Below are 19,500 nucleotides of genomic sequence, written 5' to 3'. Positions count from 1 at the left end.
CCCCATAGACCGCCCACAGCCGGGAGACGTTTCCCGCGCCGCTTCAGACCGAGACCCGCTCCGGCGCACGGACGGTCCGGTCGAGGGCTTCGGCAATACGCCGGACCTGCTGCATCAGTTCGACGAACTGATCGAAGTAGAGCGACTGGGGCCCGTCGCTGCGGGCATTGGGCGGATCCGGGTGCACCTCCACCATGAGCCCGTCCGCCCCGGCGGCCACGGCGGCCCGGGCCATCGGGATCACCTTGTTCCGGATGCCGGTCCCGTGACTCGGATCGACGACGATGGGCAGGTGGCTCTTGGCCTTCACCACCGGCACCGCCGAGAGGTCGAGCGTGTTGCGCGTGTAGGTCTCGAAGGTGCGGATGCCCCGCTCGCACAGGATGACGTGGGGGTTCCCCTGCGACATCACGTATTCGGCGCTCATGAGCCACTCGCTGATCGTAGCGGAGAGGCCGCGCTTGAGAAAGACGGGCTTGTCCGTCTTGCCGATCTCCTTGAGCAGGGAGAAGTTCTGCATGTTGCGCGCCCCGATCTGAAAGACGTCCGTGTAGGGATAGATCAGCTCGATCTGGGCCGTCTCCATCACCTCGGTGATCACCCGCAGGCCGTGCCGGTCGGCGGCCCCGCGCAGGATGCGCAGGCCCTCTTCCCCCAGCCCCTGAAACGAGTACGGTGAGGAACGCGGCTTGAAGGCGCCCCCCCGGAGGAACGTCGCACCGTGGGCGGCCACGTGCGCGGCGGTCACCTCCATCTGCTCCTCTCCCTCGACCGAGCACGGCCCGGCCATCACCACCACCTCGTCCCCGCCGATGGTTACCCCCCGGACGTCGATCCGCGTGTTCTCCTGCTTCCAGGCCCGGCTGGCAAACTTGTACGGTTCGGTGACGCGATAGACATCCGCCACACCGTCGAGCACCTTGATGTGGCGCACGTCGAAGTCGGGCTTGACCCCGATGGCGCCGAGGACGGTCTGCTGCACCCCGCTCGACCGGTGCACGTCGAACCCGTAGCGGTTCAGATGCTCGATGACGGACTGAATCTGGGCCTCCGAAGCCCCCACTTCCATCACGACAACCATAGGGTACTCCCTGCTTTGTTTTCGGGCGTGAAGCCGGGATGCCCCGCCTCCGGCCTCCGAGTATACGGCACGGGAAGCGGCGCCACAAATGTACAAAACATAAAGCTTTCCCGGAAAGCGTTTCCGGCCCCGCGAGGGGGTGTCACCGTAGCCATACCAGCTGGTAGTGCTTCCGTCCTTTGCGCAGCACGAGGGCCTGCCCTTCGACGGCCGCTTCGAGCGTGACGCGGTGCTGCTCGTCCGGCACGCGAACGTTGTTGACGTAGGCGCCTCCGCTGCGCACGAGCCGCCGCGCCTCGCCCTTCGACGAAGCGAGCCCGCTCTCGGCAAAGAGGTCGACCACCCCCAGGCCTTCGCCTTCGAAGGCCGCGCGCGGCAGCTCGGCCGACGGCACGTCCTCGAAGATGTCGCGCAGCTCATCGAGCGAGAGGTCACCCAGTTCGCCGCCGAAGAGCACGGCCGAGGCCCGTTCGGCGCGGGCCAGTGCCGTCTCGCCGTGGACGGTGCGGGTCACCTCGCGGGCCAGCGTCCGCTGGGCTTCCCGGCGTTCGGGGGCCGTCTCCACGAGCGTCGCCAGCGCGTCGACCTCCTCCGGGGGCAGCCAGGTGAAATACTTCAGATAGGTGACCACGTCCTGGTCGTCGGTGTTGAGCCAGAACTGATAGAACCGGTAGGGCGAGGTCAGCTCCGGATCGAGCCAGACGGTGCCGGCCTCGGTCTTGCCGAACTTGGTGCCGCCGGCGGTGGTCACCAGCGGGAAGACGAGGCCATGCGCCTTTGCCCCCGCGACGCGGCGGATCAGATCCGTACCGGCCAGAATGTTGCCCCACTGGTCGCTGCCGCCCATCTGCAACGTGCACCCGTACCGCTCGTGGAGAACGTAATAGTCGTACGCCTGCAGGAGCATGTAGGTGAACTCGGTGTACGAAATGCCGTCCTCGGAGGCGATGCGGCGCTTGACGGACTCCTTCGCCAGCATATAGTTGACGGTGAAGTACTTGCCCACGTCGCGGAGAAAGTCGACCAGCGAGAGCGCCCCGAGCCAGTCCAGGTTGTTGACGATGCGGGCCGGATTCGAGACCGCATCAAAGTCGAGAAAGTGGGCGAGCTGGTTTCGGATGCCTTCCAGGTTTTCGGCCACCTGCGCGCGCGTAAGCAGCGGGCGCTCCTGGCTCTTGCCGCTGGGATCGCCGATGAGCCCCGTTCCGCCGCCGACGACGGCGATGGGCGTGTGGCCGAAGCGTTGCAGCCGGGCCAGCGCCATGATGGGCAACAGCGACCCCACGTGCAGGCTGCGCGCCGTGGGGTCGAATCCGATATAGGCCGTCACCTTCTCGCACGCGAGCACCTCGGGCAGCTCGGGGGTGGCATGGTAGACCATGCCGCGCCAGGCGTATTCGTCATACAGGTTCGTTCGGGTGCCGGTGGAAGCGGTCGCGCGTTCGGTCTTCGTCTCCATGTCGGATCAGACTGGTTGCAAGGATGCCGATGCCCGGCGCACCGGATGTCCGCGTTGTATTCACGGCCCGTCGTCCGGGATCCGGATAAAACGGCAACGGACGATGGATGGAAAGGCCGGGAACCCCTTCCGGTGGAGGTTTCACGGCATATTTGCGCTTTCGCCGTCCAGCCCGTAACGTGCTCCGGTGCGCCGCACGGATCTTTCGTCCCGGCTCGCGCCGTCCCCTGAACCTTCCGCCTCCAGACCCCCGATCCTATGGAACCCGCCCCGATTCTGCCCCCCGAACGCCCCGCACGCCCGCGCGTGCCGGACCGGCTCGAAACGCCGGAGCACTACCTCGAACGGCTACAGCGAGCCCTTGCCGACGAGCAGGCGAACCTCGACCGCGTCCTCGAAGATGCCCGCCTCTTCGCCCTCAGCTACGCTGCACGGCGCCTGGGCGTCGGGCACCAGACGCTCGTGGACCTGGCCCGCCTCGTGCTGTGATCCGAACGGCGCCCCGTCCACAGGCGATCTCAGATCGCCCGAAGTCTTTCTGCCGGCCGTGGTCTCCCGGCGGCCCTCATCCGAAGCGTTTCCCCTCAACGGTAGCGTTCCAGGGTGAACTTCTCGCCGAGGTAGCGTTTGCGCACCTCGGGGTCGGCGGCCAGGGCTTCGGCCGTGCCCTGTTTGAGGATCTTGCCCTCATAGAGCAGGTAGGCCCGGTCCGTGATGGCCAGCGTCTCGTGCACGTTGTGGTCGGTGATGAGCACGCCGATGCCGCGCTCCTTCAGCCCGGCCACGATGGACTGGATGTCTTCGACGGCGATGGGGTCCACGCCGGCAAAGGGTTCGTCCAGGAGGAAGAAGCTGGGCCGGGTGGCCAGGGCCCGGGCGATCTCGGTGCGCCGGCGTTCCCCGCCCGAGAGCATGTAGCCCCGGGAGCGACGAACCGTCTCCAGCCCGAACTCGGCGATCAGCTCGTCGACGCGGGCCTGCCGTTCGGCGCGGGTCATCGGCTGGTACTCGAGCACGGCGTGCAGGTTGTCTTCGACGGTGAGCTGGGTGAAGACGGACGCCTCCTGGGCTAGATAGCCGATGCCCCGGCGCGCCCGCTCATACATTGGCAGGCGGGTGATGTCTTTCCCCCCGAGCAGCACCCGCCCCCCGTCCGGACGCTCGAGGCCGACGATCATGTAGAAGGTCGTCGTCTTGCCGGCGCCGTTGGGCCCGAGCAGCCCGACGATCTCGCCCTTGCGGACGGTCAGGCTCACGTCCTGCACGACGGTCCGCTTCTTGTATCGCTTGACGAGGTCGACGGCGCGCAGGGTCAGCACGTCGCCGTTGCCCGTGCCGTCGTGCCTCCCGGCCGGGTCCTCCGGCATCGTCCGTTCGGGCCCGGCCCGGCTCCCCGCCAGCGGCGGTTCTTCCGGCGAGACGGCCCCGCCGGGTACGATCTCGTGGAGCCGCCGCCAGACGCCCATCGCCTGCGCCCCCTTCCCGGCGGCCTCATAGGCCTGGGCCAGCAGGACGTGCGCCAGGACATCGGCCGGCATCCGCCGCACGAGCCCTTCCAGCAGGGGAACGGCCTCGGCCGGCTTGCCTGCCTTCAGCAGCGCCAGCGCCTGTTCGATCTCACCGAGAGACATGTCGTCGGTCCGTTCGTTGCAACGTTGCGTCTCCCTCTACGCCTTCTCCCCTTCTCATCGTTCCGGTGGCCGGCGCGGCGCGGCCCCTGCCTCGCCGGAGGGCGGCTGCACCGGCACGGCGGCATGCAGGCGTTCGGTCCACCGCGTGAGCCGTTCGAGGCGCCCGGGCGACAGCAACCCTTCCTTCCGGGGTCGCCGTTCGGGTTCCCAGCGGAACCCTTCGAGCCGGAAGGGCTGCGGCACCAGGGCCTCGTCGTAATAGGTCCCCTGCACGCCGCGGTAGAACCGGATGTCCTGCACCTCGCCATCGCCTCGGAGGTGGAAGACGATGCGGTCGGCGGAAGCCTGAACGGCCCCGTCGGGCCGGCCGGTCTCTTCGTCGCGGAGAAAGTGGATGGCCTCGGCGTTGGGACCGACGAGGAGGGTGCGGAGCGTGTCGCGTTCGAAGAGGCCGGTCATGGCGCGCCCGCGAAGCTGCGAGAGGCGGTCGAGGGTGGTGTCTTGCCGGGTGACGAAGGCGCGGCCCCGGATGAAGAGGGTATCGACGGCGTCCTCGCGCCCCGTCACCCGGAGGGTGTCGCCCGTCGCCTGGGCCTGCTGGAACCACGCCGAGGGCCGGCCGAAGAGACGGCTTTCCTCACGAAGGATGCCCTCCGGCGTCCGGCGCCGCTCGTAGACGACCGAGTCGGCGACGGCGGCGAAGTCGCGCTGCCAGATCTCCACGCTGTCGACGGCAATGAGCCGCTGGAGCGAGTCTTCCCGGACGGCTTCCATGCGCCCGGCCCGGATGAGCAGGGTGTCGGCCGGGGCCCCGGTGGAATCCGCCCGGAGCTGCACCAGCAGCGGGCGTCCCCGGATGCGGCTGACGGCGGCACGGTTGTCGTTGTAGGCCCATGCGCCAAACAGGAAGGTACGGGTGGTCGAGTCGGCCCCCGCGGCGTCGCGCGTGCCCAGGCGCTCGATGAACACGTTGCCCCGGGCGACGGCGACCTCCGTCTCGCGGTAATACGTGACGGAGTCGGCTTCGAGGTAGGTGCGGTCGCCGGAGAGCTTCACCTCGCCGGCGAACTCGGCCCGCTTCTCGTCGGACCAGTAGACGCCGCTCCGGCTCGTGAGCACGGTGGCGCTGTCGACGAGCGTGACCCCGTCGTCGAAGACGGCCCGCTTCTCTTCGGTGAAATAGCGGCCGGAGGGTGCCCGAACGATCACCTCGCCGTCGGAGAGGCGCACGGCCCCGGTGGCATAGCCGACTTTGCTTCGCCGGTCGTAGCGGACCTGCCCGGCCTGCAGGGTATCCCCCCGCTCGATGATGAAGACCTCGCCCAGAAAGAGGTATTCGTCTCGCCCGATGAGCTCGATGGCGCGGTGGGCGCGGAGCACGGTGTCCCCCTGCCGCAGGTGCACGTCGCCGATGAGGTTGAGCGTATCGGCCGACGTCTTGCGCAGTTCATCGGCATGCACGAGTTCGACCTCCTTCACGGCACCGGTGGTATCGGCGGCCTGGGCACGGGCGGTCACCGGCACGAGGTACAGCAGGGCCGCCAGGCCCACCGGGAGCACCCGCACGCTCCGTCGTATCGGCTGTGTGCGTCGTCTCACGCGTCCTCCACGGTTCGTCTTCCCGTCACGCGCCGGAGCCGGTAGGTGGCCAGGTCCTCGTCCGCCTCCAGTTCGTAGCCCTGCAACTGTTCTTTCTCCGTCGTGATCCGTACGAAGCCCGGCGTGCGCACGATGCGCTCACGCTCATCCCAGAACAGGTCTTCGGTCTCCAGCCGGCGTCCCGTACGGGTGACGACGCGCACATCGCCGTGTGCCTCGAAGCGTTGTTCACGGTCATAATAATACACCCGGGCGGCGGTGAGGGTGGCCGACGGCTCGCCCCGCTCATCGAAGAGACGGACCGTCACACGGGCCGCCCCGCTGTCGGGCAGGCCGCGCAGGAGCATATAGGTGCTGTCCTCCCGCTCGTACTCGGCCATGTAGGCCGCCTCGATCTCCACCCGGGGCCGCCCGTCCTCGCTCACGTAAAACCGGGTGTTCCAGCTCTCGCGGTCCGGCACATCCCCCTGCAGCACCTGCGGGGAAACCGGCGACGGCACCCGGCGCTCACAGCCCATCCCGCCGAAAACGGGCAGGCAGATCACGACCAGCGCTATGAGGGAAAGGCTTCTCATGACGACGGGCCATCAGGCTGCAGAGGAAGGATGCGGGACACGGGAACACGGCCGAAACAAGCTTCACACGTGCCGGCACCCGGCCCCGGAACAACAGGGCGGTCCTCGTGCAACGCCGCAGGGCGAACCGCTGTTCGCACCAGGCTGCCCGGGGATGCCGGAACGCGCCCGTCTCCGGAATGTGAACCTCGCGTGCAACAATCACAATTTTTTTTCCATCATGAGGTTATATCCGGGTCAAGGATGTGTTTTAAATATGAGACGCCCGTTGTTCGTTCAACCGCTTGATCCCCCTTATGAACCTGCTAGTATCCACGCTGTCTTCACACCGTAACCTGCGTGCCTATCGCCGGGCCTGGGATCTGGCCTCCGACCTGTTCTGGCTCACCCGCCGCTTTCCGGGCGGAGGGCGCAACATGATCGCCGACCAGCTGCGTCGCCACGCCGAAGCCATTCCCGAAGCCATCGGAGACGCCTGGACCCACCGGCACGATGCCACACTCTTCCACATGCACCTGAACGAGGCCCTCGAGGCCTGCCGCCGGCTGGCCCTCTGGCTGGAGGTGGCCCGGGCCTGTGAAAACCTCTCGCCGGACGAGCACCGCATCCTCACCACCCGCAGGGACCGGGTCGAACGCCTGATCACCCTCTTGCGTACCCGATGCGGGCAGCTCTGAGCCGCACACGCTCCGGCTTCGCCCCGTCGCCTCCAGCGGCGGGGCGTTTTCTTTTGCCACGGCCCGTCACGATTTCGAGCGGCTTTGATAAACATTTCAGTCTGCGCTGCTTACCTTCGCCACGACCCTTCAACCATCGGCTGGAAACCCGTGGCACAGTTGATCGACGGAAAGGCGCTGGCAGCCGGGGTGCGGGCAGAGGTCCGCGCCGACGTGGAGGCCTGGACGGCCGCCGGCCACCGCCCCCCCTGCCTGCGCGTCGTCCTCGTGGGCGACAACCCGGCCTCGGCCTCGTACGTGCGCGGCAAGCAGAAAGCCGCCCTGGAAGCCGGCATCGACGCCCAGACCCTGCACTTCGACGCCTCCATCCCGGAGGCCGAGCTGCTGCGCGTCATCGACGAGCTGAACCGCGACGACGGCGTCGACGGCATCCTGGTCCAGCTCCCCCTGCCCGGCCACATCGACGAGCAGAAGGTGATCCTGGCCGTCGCGCCGGAAAAGGACGTGGACTGCTTCCACCCGGTCAATGTCGGGAAGCTCGTCATCGGGGAGCCGCGCTTTCTGCCCTGCACGCCGGCCGGGATCATGGAGATGATCCGCCGGCACGGCATCGAGACGCGGGGGCGGCGGGCCGTGGTGCTGGGCCGCTCGAACATCGTGGGCAAGCCGATGGCCAACCTGCTCCTCCAGAAGGGCGTCGATGCCACCGTCACGGTCTGCCACAGCCGGACGCGAGACCTGCCGGCGCTGACGCGGGAGGCCGACCTGCTCATCGCCGCCATCGGGCGGGCCCGTTTCGTCACGGCCGAGATGGTCAAGCCCGGTGCCGTCGTCATCGACGTGGGCATCAACCGGGTGGAGGACGCCACACGCCCGCGCGGCTACCGGCTCGTGGGCGACGTCGACTTCGAGGCGGTGCAGGAGAAAGCCGGATGGATCACGCCGGTGCCGGGCGGCGTCGGCCCGATGACCATCGCCATGCTGCTGAAGAACACGCTGGCTGCTGCCCGCCGCTCCGATGCCTGACGTCCCTCCGTCCCTGCGCCCGGTCTTCGAGGACCTCGTGGCGGCCCGGGAGACGGTGCGGGCCGTCGCCCGGCACACGCCGCTGATCCGCTCGAAGACGTTCTCGGAGATGACGGGCAGCGACGTGTTCCTCAAGCTCGAAAACCTCCAGCGCACAGGCTCTTTCAAACTGCGCGGCGCCTATTACCGGATCAGCCGGCTCACCCCCGGCGAGCGGACCCGCGGTGTCGTCTGTGCCTCGGCGGGCAACCACGCGCAGGGGGTGGCCTTCTCGGCCGCCGCACACGGCATCGCCAGCACCGTCTTCATGCCGGTCTTCGCGCCGCCGGCCAAGATCCAGGCGACACGGGCCTACGGCGCCGAGGTGCGCCTGGTGGGCCGGACGTACGACGAGGCGTACGAGGCGGCCCGCGCCTTCTGCGAGGAACACGGCAAGACGTACATCCCCGCCTTCGACGACGAAGACATCATCGCCGGGCAGGGCACGCTCGGCCTCGAACTCTACGACGACCTGCCCGACGTGGACGTGGTGCTCTGTCCCGTGGGCGGCGGCGGGCTCATCGGCGGCGTGGCCGTGGCCCTGAAGCACCTGCGCCCCTCCGTACGGATCGTGGGGGTGGAAGCCGAAGGAGCCCCCGCCCTGAAACGCTCCCTCGAGGCCGGCCACCTCGTCCCGGCCACCAGCCTCTCGACGATCGCCGACGGGATCGCCGTCAAGACGCCCGGCCGGCTGACGTTCGCGCTGGCGCAGGCCTACGTGGACGAGGTAGTAACGGTGCCCGACAGCGACACGGCCTATGCCCTCTACCTGCTCCTGCAACGGGCCAAGCTGCTCGTCGAGCCGGCCGGTGCCGTCGGGCTGGCGGCTCTCCTTGCCGGCGCCGTGACGTGCCCCGGCCGGCGCGTCGCCGTCATCCTCAGCGGCGGCAACGTAGACCTGGGCCTGCTGACGCAGATCATCGAGCGGGGCCTCCTGCACACGGGCCTGCGTGCCCGCATTGCCGTGGACATGCCCGACAAGCCCGGAAGCCTCCAGCTCCTGCTCGACATCCTGGCCGGCCTGCAGGCCAACATCGAGTCGGTCGAGCACGACCGCTTCACCACGGCTGTCCCCATCGGGCACGTCCGCATCACCATCACCTTCCGCACGCCCGGACGGGAGCACATCGACGCCATCCGGCAGGCCCTGGCCGAGCGCCACCTCACCTGCCAGGTACTGACCTGACCGGCGCCCCGGGCCCGTGCGGGTCCCACCCGCCGAGCACCTGACGCGGCGTGTACCAGGCCGCCGCGGCCCCGGTCAACGCCGGGCGGCGCGGGCCGGTGACGGCACCCGGGCCGTAGCTCCCGTACTCGAAGAAACGCGATCCGGGCTCCAGATCGAACCAGATCCGCTCGCCTTCGGCGTTCCGGCTGGAGATGGGGGCATAGCCGTCCGGCCCGAGGTGGTCGTCCATGAAGCAGCCGATGAAGACGGCGCTGCCGTTGACGTGCGGGTCGGCGGACGGGTGCCAGGGACGCCCCAGCCGCACGGAGGCCGGCGGCACGTCCGGCGACGCCTTGAGGAAGCGGCTTCGCAGGAACAGGAAGCCGTAGGGATGGGCCACCGGCGTGCTCGGCGCCGTGACGTACCCCGTCGGGTCCTTCCCGGGGCGGTTGCGCGAGACGATGTCGCAGTCCTCGAAAACGGCCTGCCCCGCGCCGAAGATGAAGTCGACGTGGCCTTCGATGCGGCACCGGTGAAAGTAAGCGCGGCCGGCGTCGTGGAAGAGGGTGTCCTGGTAGCCGGAGATGACGCAGTCTTCGAAGACGGCCCGGTCGCTGTCGCCGGCGGTCATGAGGGCGACGGCCTGCGGGTTCCGCACACGAGCGGGGTCGTCGTCGGGTAGGGCCGCGTTGGCGGGATAGTCGAAGGCGTTCTCGATGGTGAGGTTCGCGGCGCGGAAGCCGGGGGCCGTCACGCGGAGGGTGAAGCTGCCCTCGGTGCCATACGTGCCGCCGCCGGGGGCCGGCGTGTCCGCCGAGGCGTCGAAGGTGAGGACCGTCGCGTCCCGCTGCGCGCCGACGAGGTGGACGTGGGGGCGGTCTATGGTGAGCTTCTCGCGGTACCGCCCGGGCCGGATGAAGATCACGAAGGGCCGGTCGTTGTCGACCGGCACCGCCGCCAGGGCGTCGCCGAGCGTGGCATAGACCGGCACGCCGTCGACGAAGGCGCCGGGCGGGCCGGCGTGCCGTGCATCCACGACGGCGTCGTGCAGGGGCGGCGGGGGCGGCGGCGTGCGCAGGTGCGCCGCCAGGGGCAGGCCGAGCGCCCGGACCTCCTGCACGACCCGCTCTGCCATGGCCCGCGCCCCGGCCGGGGAAAAGTGGGTGTCGTCTTCCAGCCCGTCCGGGTAGTTCGGATGCGCCCCCGGCTTCAGGTGCAGGAACAGGCGCTTCGACCCTTCCGGCCCCAGCTCCCGCAGCAGGCCGGCGCTGGCCCGGTGCAGGTCCACCAGCGGCACGCCGTAGGTCACGGCCACACTCCGCACCAGGTCCGGGTAGACGCCGTGCACGTCGTAGAACCGCCCTTCCGCATCGAAACGACGGCGCACGACCGGCGTCACGAGCACCGGCTCGCCGCCCCGCGCCCGCACGTCCCGGACGAACCGGATCAGGTTACCCCGAAACGCCTCCGGCGGGGTGTAGCGATCCGGCTTGGCCTCGGACTGGTCGTTGTGGCCGAACTGGATGAAGACGTAGTCGCCGGGCTGCACCCGCTCGATCAGAGCCTGCCACCGCCCTTCCTCGATGAAGGTCCGGGTGCTGCGCCCGTTCCGGGCATGGTTCTCCACCCGCACCTGCGTCGTGTCGAAGAAGGCCGGCAGGGCCTCTCCCCAGCCGGTTTCCGGGCGGCGATCCGCCCGCTTCTCGGCCATCGTCGAGTCGCCGGCCAGAAAGACGGTGATGGGCCGCGGCGGGCCTCCGAGCCCGAGCAGAAGCCCGGCGAGCAGGCCCCAGCGCAGCAGGAGGGGCCATCCACGCAGTGCATTCATCATTCCGAAGGCAGCAGGGTGATACGAAGCGGGGCGGCCAGCCGGCGGCCGAAGGCGTCGAGGTAGGCCCACCAGTCCTCCACCCGGTCGAAGTCGCCGGAGGCCGTCCACCCGGCGCCGACGTAATGGACGGCGGGCTCGCCGGACCGGGCGCGGGCCTGTGCCAGGTAGTGATCCTCCGTCTCGTGCACGCCCGCCAGCCGCGCCGCCGGCATCAGGACGGCGGTGCCGAGGTGGCCATGCCCGCCGTTCTTGCGCTCGACCGGTCCCCAGGTGCTCAGCCAGGCCCAGTCCCCTTCCCGGCGCATGGCCCCGACGACCCCTTCCGGTCGCTTGACGAACCCGACGACGAACGACAGCGAGTCGGCCCCTTCGGCCGCATACACGCTCTCGGCACGGAACAGGTGCTGCCCGGCGTCGATGGTGATGCGCTTCACCTCCGAGACGGTCATCCCGCCGGCGTCCCAGGGTTCGTACACCAGTTCGACGATGGCGCGGATCGGTCCCCGGGCCAGGATCCGGTAGGCGGCGAAGTTGCGGGCCGGGTACATGCGACCCGCGTGCCAGACGGCCGTCCCGCCGCCACCGAGCGAGGGCCCCACGGAAAAGAAGTCGGCCCCTTCCCCCCGGTCGACGTGGTAGGCGTCATGGCCCAGGGCGTACCACCGTTCGAGGACGAGATCGCGGACGCGCTTGGGCCAGACGTCGATGCCGTTGCTGACGAGCGGCTCGTAGGCGGAGGCCTGCCACAGCCCCTGCCCGTAGGCCCGGAAGGCGATGCGGTCGCTCTCCCAGGCCACGTCGTCGCGCTCCTCGTCGTGGCGGGCGTAGGCCCGTGCCACCGGCGTCTGCTCCGGGGCCGCGGCTTCCACCGCGTAGTGCCGCACCTCCTCCGGCCACAGGTGCACCAGCCAGAGCAGCGCATCGGGCGCCCCGTCGCCGTCCTCATCGACGACCTGCACCGTCATCTCCCGGCCGGTGGCGGCTTCTCGCACGCGCACCTGCCCGGCCGCCAGCCCCGGCAGGCGCTCCCGCAGCGCCGCCCACGACACCGCGACGACCTCGTCCGGCCGGGCCTCGGCCAGCGGGTTCTCGACCCGCACCGTGACGGCCGCGGGCTGTGCCACCGCACTACAAGCCAGCGCCAGCGCCAGCAGCCACGAATCGATCCACCCCGGCGTCAACGAAAGCCGCATCGTACCCTCCTTCCATCAAGGTGTTAAAGACAGGCCGGCCGTGGCCTCGATCTCCACCCCGGCCAGGATGAAGGGTCCGACGCCCTTGGGATCGTTCGTCACCACCGGCTCGCTCATGTAGTATTCGAAGGAGCCGTCGCGGAGCGTATCCCCGCCGAGACCACCGACCTTGACGATCCGGTTCAGGTTGACGTGGCCGTCCTCGACGGAGACGAACTCCTCGACCAGCCCCCGGAAACCGCGGCGGGCCGCCGCCAGGTAGGAAGCATCCAGGTACCCCATGCGCACGCCTTTGGCCAGTGCATACACGAACATGCTGCTGGCCGAGGCTTCCCGGTAGTTGCCTTCCCGCGCGGGCAGGTCCAGGATCTGGTACCACACGCCCGTGACGGGATCCTGCACCCGGCGCACGGCTTCGGCCAGGTCGCGGAAGATGCCGAGGATCGTGCCGTAGTCCGGGTGGTCCTTCGGGAAGACGTCGAGCACGTCGACGAGGGCCATGGCATACCACCCGACGGCGCGGCCCCAGAAGTGGGGGGAGCGCCCGGTGAGCGAATCGGCCCAGATCTGCACCCGCTTTTCGTCCCAGCCGTGGTAGAACAGGCCGGTAGCCGGGTCGCGCAGGTAGCGGGCCGCCAGGGCGTATTGCAGGGCCACGTGCCGCAGGCCTTCGTCCACCGTGGCGGGGTCGCCCCAGGTGAGCAGGTAGCGCGCGGCGAACGGCTCGGCCATGTACAGGCCGTCGAGCCACATCTGGTAGGGATACCGCTTCTTGTGCCAGTAGCCGCCCTCGCTCGTGGTCGGCTGGTGCCGGAGCTGGGCGAACAGGGTGTCGGCCGCCTTCCGGTAGCGCGGGTCGCCGGTGCGCTCGTGCAGCAGGAAGAGCAGCTTGCCCGTGTTGATGTTGTCCAGGTTGAAGTCTTCGAACCGGTACGTCTCGATGGAGCCGTCGGGCCGGACGTAGGCGTCCACGTTCTGCTTGATGTAGTCGAAATAGCGGGCATCGCCCGTCTTTTTCCACAGCTCTTCGATGCCGCGCAGGACGGTGCCGGTCTCATAGTCCCAGCGCTCGCGGACGATGGGGCGCCGGGCCATGAAGGATTCGGCCATGCGCACGGCCCAGCGGCCGGCCTCCTCGACGGGCGAGGGGTCCGGGGCGTCCTGGGCACGGGCCGGGAGGACGAGGACGCAGATCAGGAGCAGGATGAAACGGTTCATGGCAGGCGGGATCATGGGCGTTCGGGTTCATGGACGAAGACGCCGGCCGGGATCGGGGCGGGTCCGAAGCCGGGACCGGCCCAGCGGAGACGAGACGCCGGATAGCCGCCTTCCTGGAGGATGCGCAGGTGGAAACGGTGCAGGCCGGCCCGGAGCGCCACCTGCCCGCCCGGCTGCCCCGGTGCCGTGCCGGACGTGACGAGGCGCCCGTCGATGAAGAGGCGGCTGTGGTAATCGTCTTCGAGGAAGAACGTGTAGACGCCGTCCTCCGGCACGCGGAGGTAGCCGTCGAAGAGCAGGCCGAAGTGGTGAGAGCGCCGGGCGACGGACAGGTCCGGGGTGTCCACGCGGCCGGTGTCGCGGGGCGTCAGGGCCTCGGGCGGCGGCCCGTCGTCCCAGTCGTCGGTCTCGTAATAGGCGTAACGCAGGCCGGGTGCGGTGGCCGGCGGCGGCGGCACCGCCGGCAGCCAGGGCAGGCGCTCGTACGCCCCGTAGGCCGCCGTCGTGACGAGGCCGTCCCGGACGACCTTCGCCCGCACGTGCGCGCTGCCGGTGAGGCGGAGCGGCGCCTCGTAGCGGGGATCGGCGGCGGTCGGCTCGCGCCCGTCGAGGGTGACGTGCACGGGCCACCCCGGCTCCGGCGGGCGCACGACGACGGTCAGGGCGGAGTCGGTGAAGGCGGTGCCGGGCGGCGGGTCGAGCACCGGCGGGGGCACCCAGGGGAACGGATCGCGCGGGTCGGTCGCGTTGAGGTATTCTTCGAGGTTGGTGTAGCCGTCGGCGTCGGCATCGGCGGCGTGGTCGGTGCCGTCGCGGGGGTCGAGGCCGTGGAGCCGTTCCCAGGGGTCGGGCATGCCGTCGGCGTCCTCGTCCGGCGGCGGCGCGGCCGTCGCGAGCGGGGGCCATCCCCCCACCTCGTCCTGCGTGTCGATGATGCGCCCCCGGCCGTCCCGGATCAGCTCCATCACACGCCGGTCGACGGCGTCGCGGGCGGGCAGAACGGCCCCGGCCCCGGCGAGCAACCGCGCCGGCAGCGTCGCGGCGGGGTCCGGCGTCACCGAGGGGGCGGGGAACGGCACGTCCACCGTCACCGCCGCCAGCACGTCCTCCCCGCGCAGGTCCCGCGTCGTGCACAGCAGGGCCTCATCGCGTCGCACCGACGGCCCGTAGCCCAGCCGGTTGCCGTCCACGAACACGCGGGTCTGCCGCCCGCCGATGCGGAAGCCGCAGGCGGGGTCATGGCTATGCGCCAGCGGCCACACGACGTTCCCCACGTAGTTCATCCGCGTGACGTCCTCGCCGTTGTAACCGGCCTCGTTGCCGTAGCCGTAGATCAGGTTGTGGCGGAAGTCGAGCCGCACGTCCTTCGGGCGCGGGTTGCGGCTCTCGTGCAGGGCATAGACGGTGTGATGGATGGAGACGTCCCCGGTGGCCGTCAGGAGGCTGCCGTAACCGTGCGCCCCCTTGTGGTGAACGGAGCGGTTGAGGCTCTCGGCGATCAGGCACCACTGGATGGTGACGTCGTCGGCCGCGCCGATGACGCTCAGCGCCTCGTCGGTGGACCAGCTCACCGAGCAATGGTCGATGATGACGTTGCGCCCCCGGACGTTGATGGCGTCCTGCTCGCGGTGGGCCGTGTCGCCGGGGCGCACGCGCAGGTAGCGCAGGATGACGTCGGAGGCATAGACCTCCACGCCGTAGTTCTTCAGCGTGATGCCCTCTCCGGGCGCCGTCTGGGCGGCCAGGGTCAGGTGCGGGTGATGGATCTCGAGGGGGCGTTTCAGGGCGATGTACCCGGCGACGCGGAAGACGATGGTACGCGGCCCTTCGGCCTCAACGGCGGCCCGCAGGCTGCCCGGCACCGGCGGCTCGTCCTCGTCGTAGTCGGCCAGCGTCGTCACCCGGTAGACGGCACCGCCCCGCCCGCCGGCGGTGAAGGCCCCGAAGCCCTCGGCGCCGGGAAAGGCCGGGAGCCGGCGCGGCCCCTCCTGAGCCGCCCCCGGCAGGGCCCACCCGGCCAGCAACCACGCCGCCGCCAGGAGCCGTATGGTGCCTTGCCACCGCATCGCCCGGAATCCCCGTTCAGTCATCGCGTGCGCCGGCCGCACCGTCCCGCGACGGAGCCGGCGCCGGCGCGGCATCGCCCAGCCGGTACGTCTCCCGCGCCAGATCGTACGCCATCGCACGAACCATCCGGCGGGCATCCGACAGGTCCACCTGATGACGCGCCACCAGGCCCGCCACGTAGTTCGCATCCACCCGGCGGCACAGATCATGGCGCGCCGGTATCGACAGAAACGCCCGCGTGTCGTCGTTGAACCCGGCCGTGTTGTACACCCCCGCCGTCTCCGTCGTCCACTCCCGGTAGCGCCGGATCCCCTCGATGCTGTCGAAAAACCACCACGCCGGTCCGAGCCGCATCGCCGGGTAATGACCTGCCATCGGCGCCAGCTCCCGCGCATACGTGCTCTCGTCCAGCGTGAACACCACCAGCGTGAAGCGCGGGTCCGTCCCGTAGGCGTTCAGCAGCGCCCGGAGGTTGCGCGTGTACTCCGTCGCCACCGGGATGTCTCCGCCCTTGTCCGGCCCGAACCGGCGATACACCGCCTCGTTGTGGTCCCGAAACGCTCCCGCGTGCAACTGCATCACCAGCCCGTCCTCGACGCTCATGCGCGCCATCTCCATGAGCAGGTGCGCCTCGAACCGGCGCTGGTCCTCTGCCGTGGCACGCCCCCGGAGCCCCCGCTCGAACAGCCGCGACGCCTCCGCCTCGGACAGCCGCTCCGTGTACGGCTCCAGCACCGCGTGATCCGTCGACGTCGCCCCCATCTCCTTGAAAAAGGCCCGCCGCACCTCCAGCGCGCGGATGAAGTCCGCGTACCCGGCGATGTCCATCCCCGCCGCCTCGGCCAGGCGCGCCACCTCCGCCCGCCACGAGGGCGCGGCCAGGCGAAAGACCGCGTCCGGCCGGAAACACGGGATCACCCGCCCGCCCCATCCCGACGCCCGCAGGTTGCGGTGGTGCACGAGCGCGTCGGCCGCCCCGTCGGTCGTCGTGAGCACCTCGATGTTGAACCGTTCGAAGAGCGCCCGCGGCCGAAACGACGGATCCTGCAGCTGCTCCAGGATGCGGTCATAGACGTGCATCGCCGTCTCGGCCGACAGCTTGACGCGCAGCCCGAAGACCTCGTAGAAGACGTGGTCGAGCCAGGCCCGCGTCGGCGTGCCGAGAAAGAGGTGGTAGCGTGCGGCAAACCGCTGCCAGATGGCCCGCGGGTCGGTCTCGACCGGCGTGCCGTCGCGCGTGGGGATGCCCAGGTCTTCGAGCGGCACCCCCTGCGCGTAGAGCATCCGGAAGATGTAGTGGTCCGGGATGATCAGCAGCGAGGTCGGCTCGGGGAAGGGCTCGTTGTGGTCGAGCAGTTCGGGCGGGACGTGCCCGTGCGGGCAGACGAGCGGCAGGTCGCGCACCTCCTCGTAGAGCGTGCGGGCGATCCGGCGGATCGACGGGTCCGGGTCGAAAAAACGGTCGGGATGCAGTTCGAGCGGTTCCACGGATCAAGTCTTCAGAGAAAAGGGACAGGCATGACACACCTTCCGGCGCCTTACGGGAGGCGTAAAGCACCGGGCAATAAGCCGGCGGCGCCTGCTGCGACCGGGGGACCCATACGATCGCAGCAGGCACCCTGGCCGGCATGGTACCGGAACCGGGCCGGCCTATCGGGCCAGCAGCAGGCTCCGCGTCTCCTGCCACGAGCCGGCACGGATCCGGTAGAAATAGACGCCGCTGGACAGGCCGGCCGCGTTCCATTCGACCTGATAGCGACCCGGCCCCCGTTGATCGTTCATCAGTTCAGCCACCTCCCGCCCCGTGACGTCATAGACCGTGAGGGTCACGTGCGCCGCTTCCTTCAGGTCGAAGCGGATCAGGGTCGAGGTGCTGAAGGGGTTGGGGTAGTTCGGATACAGGGCGAACTCCGACGGGAGGTCCGCCTCTTCCTCGCTGGCGACCGGGATCAGCAGGCTGCCTCCCTCGAACGAAATCGAGGCCCCGCTCCCGAGTGTGAAGGGAATCGTGTTGTCGAAGACACCGGCTCGCAGCACCAGCACCCCGTTGATCGTCGTCTCCTGCGAGAGCGTCACCCCCGCCGCGTTGTCGATCACCAGGTCCTGCACGACCGCCGGCATCGCCGTGCTGGTCACCTGCGCCTCCGTGCCGTTGAACTCGAAACGGGCGTCGTCGGGCAGGGTCACGGGGCCGCTCGTCTGGATCGATCCGGCCACCCCGTCCGGGTGTGCCGTGGCCAGCGTGGCTCCGGATTGCAGGATGAACACGCCGGCTCCTCCGATCTCGCTCGTACCCACGTCGAGGGTCGTCGAGTCCGACACCTCCACCGACAGGTCGTCGATCTGGTTGTCCGCGCCCAGGGTCAGGTGCTGTGTCCCGCCCCCGGCGAAGATGAAGCGGGCATTGCCCGGGGTGGGGTTCGAGTTCCGCGTCCGGGCGTTTGCCATCGTGAAGTTCCCTCCGTAGAGGTACCAGAGGGTCGTGCCGGTACCGCTGCCCTGCGAGCCCCGGCTGATGGAGAACTCACCGCCGTCGACGTCCACGTTTCCGTAGTGCTCGACCACCACGTCGGTGGGGCTGCTGGTACCCTGCGTCTCGAAGCTTGCGTCGCGCACGATCAGGTCGCCCTTGATCACCACCGTGCCGGAGCTTCCGCCCACCAGGCGCCAGCGGGCGCTGCCGGAACTGAGGACCGACAGGTTGCCGCCGATCGTGTGCCCGTCGAGGCCCAGGTCCCGGTTCGAGGCCAGGTCCGGCGTGTCGAGCGTGAGGTGATGGTAATCCTGCCCGCGGTTTTCGGGGGCGTCCGTCGTGATGCCGGTGAACAGGGCCGTCGAGCCCTCCATCCACGTCGCCGAAGGGACGGTTCCTCCGTTGCGGGCGTGCTCGTAGACGGCGCCATCCATGACCGTCAGCGTCCCGAGCGGGGTCACCTCTCCGCGGTTGATGAGCCAGCCGTTCAGGGCAAACCCGTCTCCGATCTCCAGCATGGTGGAGTCCGCCACCTCGAAATGAACCTGCCCGCCGGCATAGTCGACGTTCTCGAAAGCCAGTTGCTGCGTCCCGTTTGCGGCGAAGACGAAGCGGGCGTTGCCCGGAGTGGGGTTCGAGTTCTGCGTGGCGGCGTTCGACAGGGTGAAGTTACCCCCGTAGAGGTACCAGGTGGTCGTGCCGGAGCCGCTGCCCTGCGAGCCCCGTGCGGCGGAGAAGTTGCCCCCGGTGACGACGATGTTGCCGTAGTGATGCACGATGAAGGTGGTGAGGGCGTTGCCGGTCCCCTGCACGGCGAACTGGCCGTCCTCGACGTAAACGTCGCCGAGGATCGTCACGACCGACGAGTCGCCGGCGGACGCCGAGGTCAACTGCCACCGGTTGCTGCCCGTGCTGATGACCCGGATGTCCCCGCCGATGGTGACACCGTTGAGGCCGAGGTCCCGGTTGCGCCCCAGCGCGGGCGTGTTGATGGTGAGGTGGTGGAAGTTCTGGTTGCGGTTCCCCGGTGCGTCCTGCTCGGTGCCCGTCAGCAGGTAGGTGGAGCCGGCCGCCCATTCGGCCGACGGCAGATCCCCGCCGTCGCGGGCGTGTTCGTAGGTGCTTCCGTCGGCGAACTGCAACGAGCCCCCGTCGACGAGCAGCACGCCCTCCTCGGCCACCCGGACGTAGCCGGTCACGGTCACGGCCGCGTCGACGCGGACGGTGTCGTCCCCGGCGATGGTGATCGTCTCCGAGCCGGTTGGCGCCGTGGCGGCGGCCACCCAGTTCGTCCCGTCGAAGGTTTCCCAGGTGGCGGCGGCGCTCCAGGTGCCGTTTGCCACGGCGCGATAGTCCCCGGCTTGCTGGGCCTGGGCCCGGTTGGCCAGACCGGGACTCAGCAGCCATAGAGCAGTAGCGATAGTCAATACGATTCTCATGACGTCCTCCCTGTGTGTATCCAT

The 19,500-nt window shown here is 69.5% G+C and carries 15 protein-coding genes and 1 pseudogene; 4 read left to right on the top strand and 12 right to left on the bottom strand.

Annotation, left to right across the window (positions count from 1 at the left end; genetic code table 11):
• Positions 1–43 precede the first annotated feature (43 nt).
• The gene (gene aroF / locus GQ464_RS13730) at positions 44–1,081 is read right to left on the bottom strand and encodes a 3-deoxy-7-phosphoheptulonate synthase (protein WP_166974459.1); all 1,038 of its coding nucleotides are present in this window, start codon (positions 1,079–1,081) and stop codon (positions 44–46) included.
• Between the two features lie 142 nt (positions 1,082–1,223).
• Positions 1,224–2,540, bottom strand: a complete 1,317-nt coding sequence (tyrS, locus tag GQ464_RS13725) for a tyrosine--tRNA ligase (protein ID WP_166974463.1) — start codon at positions 2,538–2,540, stop codon at positions 1,224–1,226.
• Positions 2,541–2,798: 258 nt separating this feature from the next.
• Between tyrS and GQ464_RS13720 the strand changes: the two genes are divergently transcribed.
• Positions 2,799–3,029, top strand: coding sequence for a hypothetical protein (locus tag GQ464_RS13720; protein ID WP_166974466.1), 231 nt, complete (start codon positions 2,799–2,801; stop codon positions 3,027–3,029).
• Positions 3,030–3,124: 95 nt separating this feature from the next.
• Here GQ464_RS13720 and lptB read toward each other — a convergent pair whose 3' ends face one another.
• The 4 genes and pseudogenes from lptB to lptC form a co-directional block, all read right to left on the bottom strand.
• On the bottom strand, positions 3,125–3,907 hold the full coding sequence (lptB, locus tag GQ464_RS13715; RefSeq protein ID WP_272493477.1) for an LPS export ABC transporter ATP-binding protein: 783 nt from the start codon (positions 3,905–3,907) through the stop codon (positions 3,125–3,127).
• Between the two features lie 105 nt (positions 3,908–4,012).
• A pseudogene (locus GQ464_RS19250) lies at positions 4,013–4,171 on the bottom strand (tetratricopeptide repeat protein); the annotation flags it as partial.
• A gap of 54 nt (positions 4,172–4,225) precedes the next feature.
• Positions 4,226–5,770, bottom strand: a complete 1,545-nt coding sequence (locus GQ464_RS13710; protein WP_166974471.1) for an OstA-like protein — start codon at positions 5,768–5,770, stop codon at positions 4,226–4,228.
• Positions 5,767–6,345: an LPS export ABC transporter periplasmic protein LptC gene (gene lptC, locus GQ464_RS13705; protein WP_166974474.1), complete on the bottom strand. Its 579-nt coding sequence runs from the start codon at positions 6,343–6,345 to the stop codon at positions 5,767–5,769. The genes GQ464_RS13710 and lptC overlap by 4 nt, the downstream gene beginning before the upstream one ends.
• 296 nt (positions 6,346–6,641) lie before the next feature.
• On the opposite strand from lptC, the gene GQ464_RS13700 reads away from it, so the two are divergent.
• The 3 genes from GQ464_RS13700 to ilvA all read left to right on the top strand — a co-directional run bounded on the left by GQ464_RS13700 (position 6,642) and on the right by ilvA (position 9,273).
• Positions 6,642–7,022, top strand: coding sequence for a four helix bundle protein (locus tag GQ464_RS13700; RefSeq protein ID WP_166974481.1), 381 nt, complete (start codon positions 6,642–6,644; stop codon positions 7,020–7,022).
• Positions 7,023–7,172: 150 nt separating this feature from the next.
• Entirely contained in the window at positions 7,173–8,048 is an 876-nt protein-coding gene (gene folD, locus GQ464_RS13695; RefSeq protein ID WP_166974488.1) for a bifunctional methylenetetrahydrofolate dehydrogenase/methenyltetrahydrofolate cyclohydrolase FolD, read from the top strand.
• Positions 8,041–9,273 (top strand): threonine ammonia-lyase, encoded by a 1,233-nt coding sequence (gene ilvA / locus GQ464_RS13690; RefSeq protein ID WP_166974493.1) that lies wholly within the window; start codon positions 8,041–8,043, stop codon positions 9,271–9,273. Before folD ends, ilvA begins: the two co-directional genes overlap by 8 nt.
• Here the strand turns inward: ilvA and GQ464_RS13685 are convergent.
• The 6 genes from GQ464_RS13685 to GQ464_RS13660 all read right to left on the bottom strand — a co-directional run bounded on the left by GQ464_RS13685 (position 9,251) and on the right by GQ464_RS13660 (position 19,476).
• Entirely contained in the window at positions 9,251–11,083 is a 1,833-nt protein-coding gene (locus GQ464_RS13685) for a pectinesterase family protein (RefSeq protein ID WP_228350302.1), read from the bottom strand. The genes ilvA and GQ464_RS13685 overlap by 23 nt on opposite strands.
• Positions 11,083–12,279 (bottom strand): DUF4861 domain-containing protein, encoded by a 1,197-nt coding sequence (locus GQ464_RS13680; protein WP_166974508.1) that lies wholly within the window; start codon positions 12,277–12,279, stop codon positions 11,083–11,085. The genes GQ464_RS13685 and GQ464_RS13680 overlap by 1 nt, the downstream gene beginning before the upstream one ends.
• A 15-nt stretch (positions 12,280–12,294) precedes the next feature.
• The gene (locus GQ464_RS13675; protein WP_166974514.1) at positions 12,295–13,497 is read right to left on the bottom strand and encodes a glycoside hydrolase family 88/105 protein; all 1,203 of its coding nucleotides are present in this window, start codon (positions 13,495–13,497) and stop codon (positions 12,295–12,297) included.
• 11 nt (positions 13,498–13,508) lie between these two features.
• Positions 13,509–15,563, bottom strand: a complete 2,055-nt coding sequence (locus tag GQ464_RS13670) for a PA14 domain-containing protein (RefSeq protein WP_166974519.1) — start codon at positions 15,561–15,563, stop codon at positions 13,509–13,511.
• A 16-nt stretch (positions 15,564–15,579) separates the two neighbouring features.
• Positions 15,580–17,052, bottom strand: a complete 1,473-nt coding sequence (gene uxaC, locus GQ464_RS13665) for a glucuronate isomerase (protein WP_166974524.1) — start codon at positions 17,050–17,052, stop codon at positions 15,580–15,582.
• A 162-nt stretch (positions 17,053–17,214) separates the two neighbouring features.
• Positions 17,215–19,476: a T9SS type A sorting domain-containing protein gene (locus GQ464_RS13660; protein ID WP_166974529.1), complete on the bottom strand. Its 2,262-nt coding sequence runs from the start codon at positions 19,474–19,476 to the stop codon at positions 17,215–17,217.
• Positions 19,477–19,500 lie beyond the last annotated feature (24 nt).

Origin of the sequence: Rhodocaloribacter litoris, from assembly GCF_011682235.2 — a bacterium.
GTDB lineage: Bacteria > Bacteroidota > Rhodothermia > Rhodothermales > ISCAR-4553 > Rhodocaloribacter > Rhodocaloribacter litoris.
This window is presented reverse-complemented; position numbering and strand designations above follow the sequence as displayed.